Source organism: Pelagibius sp. (assembly GCF_028289705.1).
Classification (GTDB): domain Bacteria; phylum Pseudomonadota; class Alphaproteobacteria; order Kiloniellales; family Kiloniellaceae; genus Pelagibius.
Genome location: NZ_JANQOI010000182.1, coordinates 22,365 through 30,352, shown reverse-complemented (window position 1 = coordinate 30,352; position 7,988 = coordinate 22,365). Strand labels below are relative to the sequence as shown.

General features: G+C 64.8%; 7 protein-coding genes. 4 read left to right on the top strand and 3 right to left on the bottom strand.

Annotation, left to right across the window (positions count from 1 at the left end; all coding sequences use genetic code 11):
• On the bottom strand, positions 1-1,313 hold a 1,313-nt coding region (locus Q0996_RS23295), incomplete at its 3' end, for an adenylate/guanylate cyclase domain-containing protein (protein ID WP_299625800.1).
• A 167-nt stretch (positions 1,314-1,480) separates the two neighbouring features.
• On the opposite strand from Q0996_RS23295, the gene Q0996_RS23290 reads away from it, so the two are divergent.
• From Q0996_RS23290 to Q0996_RS23280, 3 genes are read left to right on the top strand one after another with little or no spacing between them, the layout of a single operon-like run.
• A complete protein-coding gene (locus Q0996_RS23290) occupies positions 1,481-2,602 on the top strand; it encodes a glycosyltransferase (RefSeq protein ID WP_299625798.1) in 1,122 nt (373 codons plus the stop codon).
• Between the two features lie 4 nt (positions 2,603-2,606).
• Positions 2,607-3,575 carry a glycosyltransferase family 8 protein gene (locus Q0996_RS23285; protein WP_299625795.1) on the top strand — a complete coding sequence of 323 codons (969 nt, stop codon included), beginning with the start codon at positions 2,607-2,609 and terminating at the stop codon, positions 3,573-3,575.
• 9 nt (positions 3,576-3,584) lie between these two features.
• Complete coding sequence (locus Q0996_RS23280; RefSeq protein WP_299625792.1) at positions 3,585-4,520, top strand: glycosyltransferase family 2 protein; 936 nt, start codon at positions 3,585-3,587, stop codon at positions 4,518-4,520.
• A 33-nt stretch (positions 4,521-4,553) separates the two neighbouring features.
• On the opposite strand, the gene Q0996_RS23275 is transcribed toward Q0996_RS23280, so the two are convergent.
• Complete coding sequence (locus Q0996_RS23275; RefSeq protein WP_299625789.1) at positions 4,554-5,384, bottom strand: sulfotransferase; 831 nt, start codon at positions 5,382-5,384, stop codon at positions 4,554-4,556.
• Positions 5,385-5,644: 260 nt separating this feature from the next.
• Here Q0996_RS23275 and Q0996_RS23270 point away from each other — a divergent pair, with 260 nt between their 5' ends.
• A complete protein-coding gene (locus Q0996_RS23270; protein ID WP_299625786.1) occupies positions 5,645-6,607 on the top strand; it encodes a glycosyltransferase family 2 protein in 963 nt (320 codons plus the stop codon).
• On the opposite strand, the gene Q0996_RS23265 is transcribed toward Q0996_RS23270, so the two are convergent.
• Entirely contained in the window at positions 6,604-7,887 is a 1,284-nt protein-coding gene (locus Q0996_RS23265; protein ID WP_299625783.1) for an O-antigen ligase, read from the bottom strand. The genes Q0996_RS23270 and Q0996_RS23265 overlap by 4 nt on opposite strands.
• Positions 7,888-7,988 lie beyond the last annotated feature (101 nt).

The following is a 7,988-nucleotide window of genomic DNA, read 5'->3' as shown; positions in this document are numbered from 1 at the left end:
ATCCGCTCGAAGTGCGCCAGAGCGTCGTTTTCCGCCGCGCTTTCGGCCTGCGCCCGGGCCATCTCGATGGTGGTTGCGCTCACGATGATCGGGCTGTTTCGCTGCCGCGTCAGGCGCTCCAGCCGGCTGGCCACGTTCACCGTATCGCCGATCACGGTGAATTCCATGCAGCGCGGATCGCCGACCGCGCCGAACACCACCTGGCCGAAGTGCAGGCCCATGCCCGCTTCCAGGGCCGGCTCGCCCGCCGCCTGCCGGTCGCGGTTCCAGGCCACAAAGGTTTCTCGCAGGGCGCAGGCGCAGTGCAGCGCCGAAAGGGCGTCCTTGGCGCCGGGTTTCGGCGTCCCGAAGGTCGCCATGATGCCGTCGCCCATGTATTTGTCGATGGTTCCCCCGTGGTCGAAGATGATCTTGGCGGCGCGCTGATGAAAGGTCCGCAGCAGCTCGACCACCGCATCCGGGGCCAGGCTTTCAGCGTGCCGGGTGAAGCCGACCAGGTCGATGAACAGCACCGCCACCTCCTGGGTGCGCACCTCGCCGAGGGCATCGTCGCTCTCGGCCAACTGTTCGACGACGTTGGGGGAGAAGAAGCGGGCCAGGTTGCCTCGCGCCCGCTCGGCACGGGCCTGCCGGATCAGGAGTTTGCGGGACCGCCAGACGGCGGCAGCGACCAACGCCGTCGCGATCAGGAAGAGCACCACCTGGTTCTGCCAGCCGGCGAGGCTGACGAAGTAGGGATCGAAGAAATATCCGAAGGTCTCGCCGACCCACTCCGGGTCCGCCCGGGTCGCGAGCTCGCCGTTGAACTCGGTGATGGTTTCCGGCAGGGAGGCCACCCACCAGGTCGCAGCGCTCCAGGCAACCATGGTGGTGATGCCGGTCCAGATGACCAGAAAGGGCGAATAGCTGATCGCCGCCAGGGCCAGCCAGATATAGAGATAGAGATCGTTGTGGATCCGCAGGTTGCCCTGGATGGGCCAGCTTGTTTCGGCAAGCGGATTGGGAAAGATCAGGGCAACGGCCAACAGCGACGAGTCGATGGCGATGTAGAGCGCGGTCCAGGCGGTGGGGTGATCCGTCTGCCGGCGGGTGAAGTAGTGCGCGACGCCGAGTACCAGGAACAGGCCAATCAGCCCCAGATAGTAGGTGACCCGCGGCATGGGCACTTCGATGGCGAGCCAGACCCCGACCACCACCAAAGCCAAGGTCCGCGCCACCAGAGCGAAGGTCAGGCCCGCGTCCTCCTCGCTGCGCATGGCGCGTCCGAGCCGCGCCTGGGTGGATTCATCCCAAACCATCGAGAGTACGCTCATGCTGTGTCCCCAAGGATAGTCGCTGCGCCGATGGACAGGCGGGCACCGGCCTTTCGGCATGATCGGCCGGGTGCCGCCCGAGCAGAAGCCTGCGCCGTAAATTTGGGCAGATTGTGGCAGGAATGCCAAGCCGTCGGTCCCTTGAGCCGCAGCGCGGGGAAGCGTACATGAAGATCCTCTTCGCCACAGGTCACGGCTTTCTGCCGCAGCGTGTCGGGGGGTCGGAGTCCAGCAGCCATGAGCTGATCCTCGCTCTCCAGGCAACCGGCCACCGCTGCAGCGTTCTCGCGCAGCTTCAAGGCAACGGTTGGCTGGCCCTGCGGAACCGGGTGCTGATGAAAGCAACCCGCCGTCCGCTGTGGAGCGACCGGGCGCCGGGCTACCGCGTCGACCGCGCCTGGGCCCCGGAGCGGGAGATCGGGCGGCTTCTCGCCCGCGAGCGCCCGGATGTGGCGCTGGTCCAGTCCGGGGAACCGATCCGCATGGCCAAGGCCCTGGTGGCGGCCGATGTCCCGACGCTGGTCTATCTGCGCGATGTGGAGTTTCACGAACTCGGCGGTCATCCGGGCGAGGTCCCCGAAGTCGGATACCTGGCCAACTCCGGTTTTGTAGCGGAGCGCTTTGCCGCCACCTTCGGGCCGAAACCGACGGTGATCCGCCCGCTGTTTCAGGCGGCGCGTTACCGGACTGCCCGTACGCCGAGGCAGGTCACCTTCGTCAACCCCCATCCGGTCAAGGGGGCGGACCTGGCCTTTGCCGTCGCCGCGCTCTGTCCGGACATTCCCTTCTGCTTCGTCGAGGGCTGGCCGATGAACCGCGACGAAAAAATGACGCTGGAATCCCGCGTGGCCGCACATCCCAATGTCCGTCTGCATGCGCGCACCCACGACATGCGCACCGTCTATGCCGCCACCCGCTGTTTGTTGGTGCCCAGCCAATGGGAAGAGGCCTGGGGCCGGGTGGTCACCGAAGCACAGTTCAGCGGCATCCCGGTGATCGCCAGCCGCCGTGGCGGCCTGCCGGAAGCCGTCGGTCCGGGCGGCCGTCTGCTGGCGCACGATGCGGCGCCGGAGGTCTGGGCCGCGGCCGTCCGTGAGATCTGGGAGAGCGAGCAGCTCTGCTCCGAGCTGTCCGCGGCCGCGCTCGCATACTCGCAAAGACCCGAGATCGACCCGCAGCAGCAGGTGGCCTGTCTGGTTGCAGCCATGAACGCTGTCGTCAACGTCGCCGCTGCGCCGGTGACTTTCGCGAGCCCGAAAGCGGCTTCTGCGGGCTGGGGAGGGGCTTAGGGCCATGGCGGCATCGCCCATCAAGCTCGTCTTCGGTGTCGACGGCAGCTACAGCCAGCATCTGGCGGTAACCCTGGCCTCCCTCCTGGCCAACAACCCCGGTGAGGCGCTCGACATCCTCGTCATCACTCTGAACATGACTTCGAAGGACGAGGCCAGGGTCCGCAGCCTCGTCGAGGGGCTGTCCAACGTCCGGCTTCGCTTCCGGCCCTTCGATATCAGCCGCTATCGGCATTTCCGTACCGACGGACATATCTCCCATGCCACCTATCTGAGGATTTTCATTCCGGACCTTCTGCCGTTGGACGAAGACCGTGTGCTCTATCTTGACTGCGACCTTGTGGTTCAGGACCGGATTAGACCCCTCTGGGAGAGCGACATCGGGAACAAGGTGCTAGGCGCCGTCCACAACCCCTTCTTCGTCCGCCACGGCGACCTGGGAATGCCTCCAGGCGCGCCCTACTTCAATGCCGGTGTCCTGCTGCTCAACCTGCAGCGCTGGCGGGAGGGGGACGGGGCGGCGCGGCTCATCGCCTTCATCGAGGCCAACCACGCCCATCTCTACGCCCACGATCAGGACGCCCTGAACGCAGTTTTCCTGGGGGAGATTGCCGAGCTGGCGCCGCAGTGGAACTTCCAGACATCGATGCTCTGGTGCGAGCCGGAGAGCCTCGGTCTCAGCTACGAGGCATACCGGGCGCTGCTGCGCAGGCCCTCGATCATCCACTACACAACGCCCTCGAAGCCCTGGCATTTCAGCAACACGCATCCGCATAAAAATGTTTATTATCAATATCTAATGAGAACTCCTTACCACGACTTCAAGCCGAGGGACCTTTCCCTTCGCAGCGTTCTGGAACGGCTGCGGCGCTGGCCGCAGGCGACTTTTCGCGATTCCTGGCCGGCTGCCTATTACCCGACCCGGCGGGCCTTCCGCCATCTCAAGACGACCTACCTCGGACTGAAAGCTTAGGAGCGTTTCGTGACGACCCTGCCCCTGGTCAGCGTCATCATTCCGAACTTCAACCGAAGGGCCGCGCTGCAACGGGCCGTCGACAGCGTGCTGGCGCAGGACTATGAAGCCTTCGAGATTATCGTGGTCGACGACGCGTCGACCGCGGACGTCGCGCTGACGCTTTCACCGGCCGAGGAAGAGAAACTGCGCTGGATCGCCTTGCCGCAAAACCTGGGCGGAGGCGGTGCGCGCAACATCGGTCTCGATCACGCGCGCGGCGAGGTCGTCGCATTTCTCGATTCCGACGACGTCTGGACCTCCGACAAGCTGACCAAGCAGGTGGCGTGCTATCTGGCCGACGGGCGCCCTCAGGACTGCGTCTACTACGCCCAGGTGGTCCACGACCAGGACGGACGCACGCAGATCCTGCCGGAGCGGGGCATGGCCCCCGGCGAGACGGTCGGAGACTACCTCTTTCCATGGCGCGGCAACCTGCTCACGACTATCGCACTCTTCATGAGCCGGGAGCTCGCCCTGCGGGTTCGCTTTACCCAGAGCCTGCGCATTCACCAGGACATCGACTTTTGCCTGCGCCTGCAGCAGGCCGGCGCGCGCTTCCATTTCCATCCGGAGCCCCTCGGGCGCTGGCACGCCGAAACCCGCGAAGACCGCATGAGTTACCGCCCGAAGTTCCTGCTGTCCCTGGATTGGCTGGAGACGACCGGGGATCTGATGCCCTTTGCGACCCGGCAGAAGTTCGCCGCGCAGCTCGCATCGAAGATGCCGGCCTATGTGTGGCAAAGCCCCGGGGTGGTGCTTCGGGGCCTCTGGCGCTGCTGGCGGGCGGACTACATCTCGACCCGCTATGCCCTGCGACTCCTCACGCAGTTCGTGGTCCCACAGCGCTGGAGCGATGCCATGGCCAGAGCACTGAAGCCGGCCAAGCCGGCGGAAAGCCGCTGAGCGGACGGGGCTTTCGCACATGATGGGTAGGTCCTAGTAGCGCCGGGTCGCGTAGATGGCAGGCAGCGTCAACATGGTGATGAGCGCCTGACGGGAAAGGCCGAGCATCTGCCGCCATTCCTCCTGCACACGCCGTCTGCCTTCCGCCGGCCGGGGAAGCTGGTTCCCGGAGAGGCCATGCCGTTCCGCCGATGCCCAGTCGAGCTGAGCGGCGCGGAACTCCAGGCCCAGCGGTCTCATCACCGCGGTCAAGGCGCCTTGCGGATCGAGGATGAGATCCTCGTAGCGCAGGCGCAGATGTTCAGTCTCCCGCAGCACCCGCAGGGTCATCAAGGTCGCACGGCGGTAATGTGTGGCGGTTTTCAGTACCGATGCGCCGCCGGACTTGAGCGCAGCGCAGATCTGGCCCTTTGGATTCCTCATTAGGTGTATGGGTACGACCGGCAACTCGGTGCAGGTCAGCAAGGCAGTGAGGCGGGAAAGAGCCTTGCTTGAATCGACGATGAGCCTCGCGCCCGACACGTCCGCCACGGAATCGAAGAGCAGGCGATTATGGTCCGCAAAGCGCAGGGGATCGCTCGACATGACATCGAGATCCCGCAGGGTCAGACCGGCCCGCCGTTCGATCTCGCCGTCGACCTCACGCCAGAACTCGCAACTCCAGATGCTCTCTGCCCCGCAACCGCAGGCCGAGCCGGAGGGATTACGGTCGCTCTTGGCAATCAGCAGATTGGCATAGCCGTGGATGTCCAGCACATCGCCGACACTGAAGGCGCGCGGATGAGCGTTCAGCAAGTGCGCAAGGAGAGTCGAGCCGGAGTAGGGCAGGCCGACGACATAGGCTATGCGATAGCGTCGGGCCATGAGCTGCCTTGCTTGTCCGCTGTCTTCGTCATGGAGGTGAATTTAGGACTGCGCCTCGGGTCATTGCGTGAGAAGCGTGACCGTCACAGACTTCTTACGGTTCCTGGGCGATTGACGCGTTCTGCACTGCCCCTGCCACAAAGATGTCTCACTTCGCCGCGGTGAGGGCGGGGCTACCATGCCGCCGGCCTGTACAGGCGTCTGCGGACGGAGCGTCGCAGCGCCTTCGCAGTGACGTCTCCGTGGAGCTTTGTGCGCCCTTGCCTCAAGTCTCGGTGATCATTCCCGCCTACAATGCCGCCGCCTTTCTCGGCGCAGCGCTGACGTCGCTGCAGCAGCAGGCATTGACGGACCTGGAGATCCTGGTCGTCGACGACGGATCGCTGGACGAAACCCGGGCGGTGGCGAGCGCTTTCGCGGTGCACGATCCGCGCATCCGGGTCATTGCCGCAGAGCGCAACGGCGGACCGGCGGCCGCGCGCAACCTGGGGCTGGCGCAGGCGAAAGGGCAGTGGATCGCCCTGCTGGATGCCGACGATGCCTTTGAGCCGGACCGTCTTGCCCGCCTCATCGGTCTGGCGCGGGATTGCGGTGCCGATCTCCTGGCCGACAACCTCATCCTGGAACCGGAGGACGGAAGGCCGGAACGCATGCTCCCGCTCAGCGAAGCGGCAAGCTGCGCGCCGGTCACCGCCGCCGAGTTCCTGCGCGGCAATCTTCCCGATCCAGAGCGACCCAGGAGGAGTTACGGCTTCCTGAAGCCGATTATCTCTCGAGCCTTCTTACTGGAACACGATCTGCGCTACGACGAGTCCCTGCGCTTTGCCGAAGATTTCGCCTTCTACCTCGCTTGCTTTGCCGCCGGCGGGCGCTTCTTTCTCTGCCAGCAGGCGCTCTATCGCTATCGCGTTCGTGCGGACTCCGTCACTGCCGGGCACACGGCAGAAGATCTGAGGCGCCTGCAGGGTGTCGACGAACGCCTGCTGTCCGGCGGCGCCATGCTGCCGGTGGAATTCCGCACGGCCCTGCTACAGCACAAGAGGAGCATCGATCAGCGCCTGCAGTGGCGGGTGTTCATCGACGCGGCCAAGGCACGAAGCTGGCACAGGGCCGTCTCGGCCAGCTTCAAAGGCTGGCACGTCTTCCACTATGTTTCGGTACAGCTCGCAGCGGAGATCTGGCGGCGCTTATCAGAGAAGAGATTGCGGTCAACCCCAGCCTAAAGTGCTTCATGCTGTAGCGGAACCGGCGCCTTCGGCCGCGCAGCGAAGCGCCACGAGGCGACCAGAACGGCTCCCAGAAGGATCTGGATCAGGGCGTGCTGGCGGAAGAGCGCGTATTCGCTCAGCGAGTAGACCACGACGAAGACGAGCAGGAAGGCCGGAAGGGCGGCTGTCGCGTCCTCGCCCCGATTGAGCGTGGAGACTGCGCGCACAGCAAACCAAAGTCCGGTGAGCGAGATGACACAAATGCCGAGAAGCCCCAGTTGCACCGTGATGTCCAGATAGGAGTTATGGAAGTTCTTGAGGTCGTGGCGCATGACATACTGGACGTAGCTGCTGGTGGAACCGTCCCGGCCATCCCAGAAGGCATCGTAGCCGACCCCGAAGTAGGGGCGCTGCTCGATCAGACCCAGGGCGAAGTCCCAGAGAACAGACCGCCCGGTCAGCGTCCGTTCTTTTCCGAGAGCCTCGAGCGCCAGCCCGGCCGGATCGATGTCGAAGGCGAGAACCGCCCAGGCCGCCGAGGCGGCGATCATCGCGGCTATGAGATAGCTCAGCAGCCTGAGCGGTGCGGGGGAGCGCCAGGCGAGAAACACCGGGGCCACCACGGCAAGTCCGAAAGTCATCAGGATTGACGTGGCCGATTGGCTGCTGGCGATCAGGATCAAGGCGATCACCGCAGCGGCCGAGGCCGGCAGGCGGTGCCTGCCCACGGCGAGGAGCAGCACAGAGCAAATAAGCAGCAGCACCATGCGCCCGCCAAGCACGTTCTTGTGCGGAAAGATCCCGCGGGCAACGCCGTTGTGATCGAAGGCGATGCCCGCCTTGGCGAGCAGCAGCACCAGGGACGCCAGGGCGCAGCCCAGCAGCACCCAGAACAGGGCCCGGCAGATGTCCAGGAGCGAAAACCGTCCGCCGATGTAGGCGCCGATCAGGACGGTCATCGACAGTTGGATGGCCGAGCGCAGCGTCTGCGGCGGATTGTCGGACCAGAAGAACGACAGGACTGCCAGCAGCGGCCAAAGCAGTAACGGGGCGCTGCGCCAGACCGACGACAGGAAGGAGCCATACTTCAGAACGAACAGACCGAGCGCCACAAGGTAGATGAGATACCAGGAGAGACTCTCCAGGGGGCGCAGCAGGGAGAAGGCGTAAGCGGCTACCAGGAGCGTGAACGAAAGAAAGGCCCATTCGAGCAGACGCAGAGCCGCGTCCTGCGACCGGGGCGCCGGAAACGAGTGGGCGCGGTACGGGTCCTGTGAATGGGAAAGGGAGGTCATTGCGCACTCGGGAGCCGCTCGGGGAGATGCAAAAAATACTGTCACGAAGGTCGCGCGTCTTCGCGGTCGCACACTTCAATCGCGTTCACCAGTGACTTTCA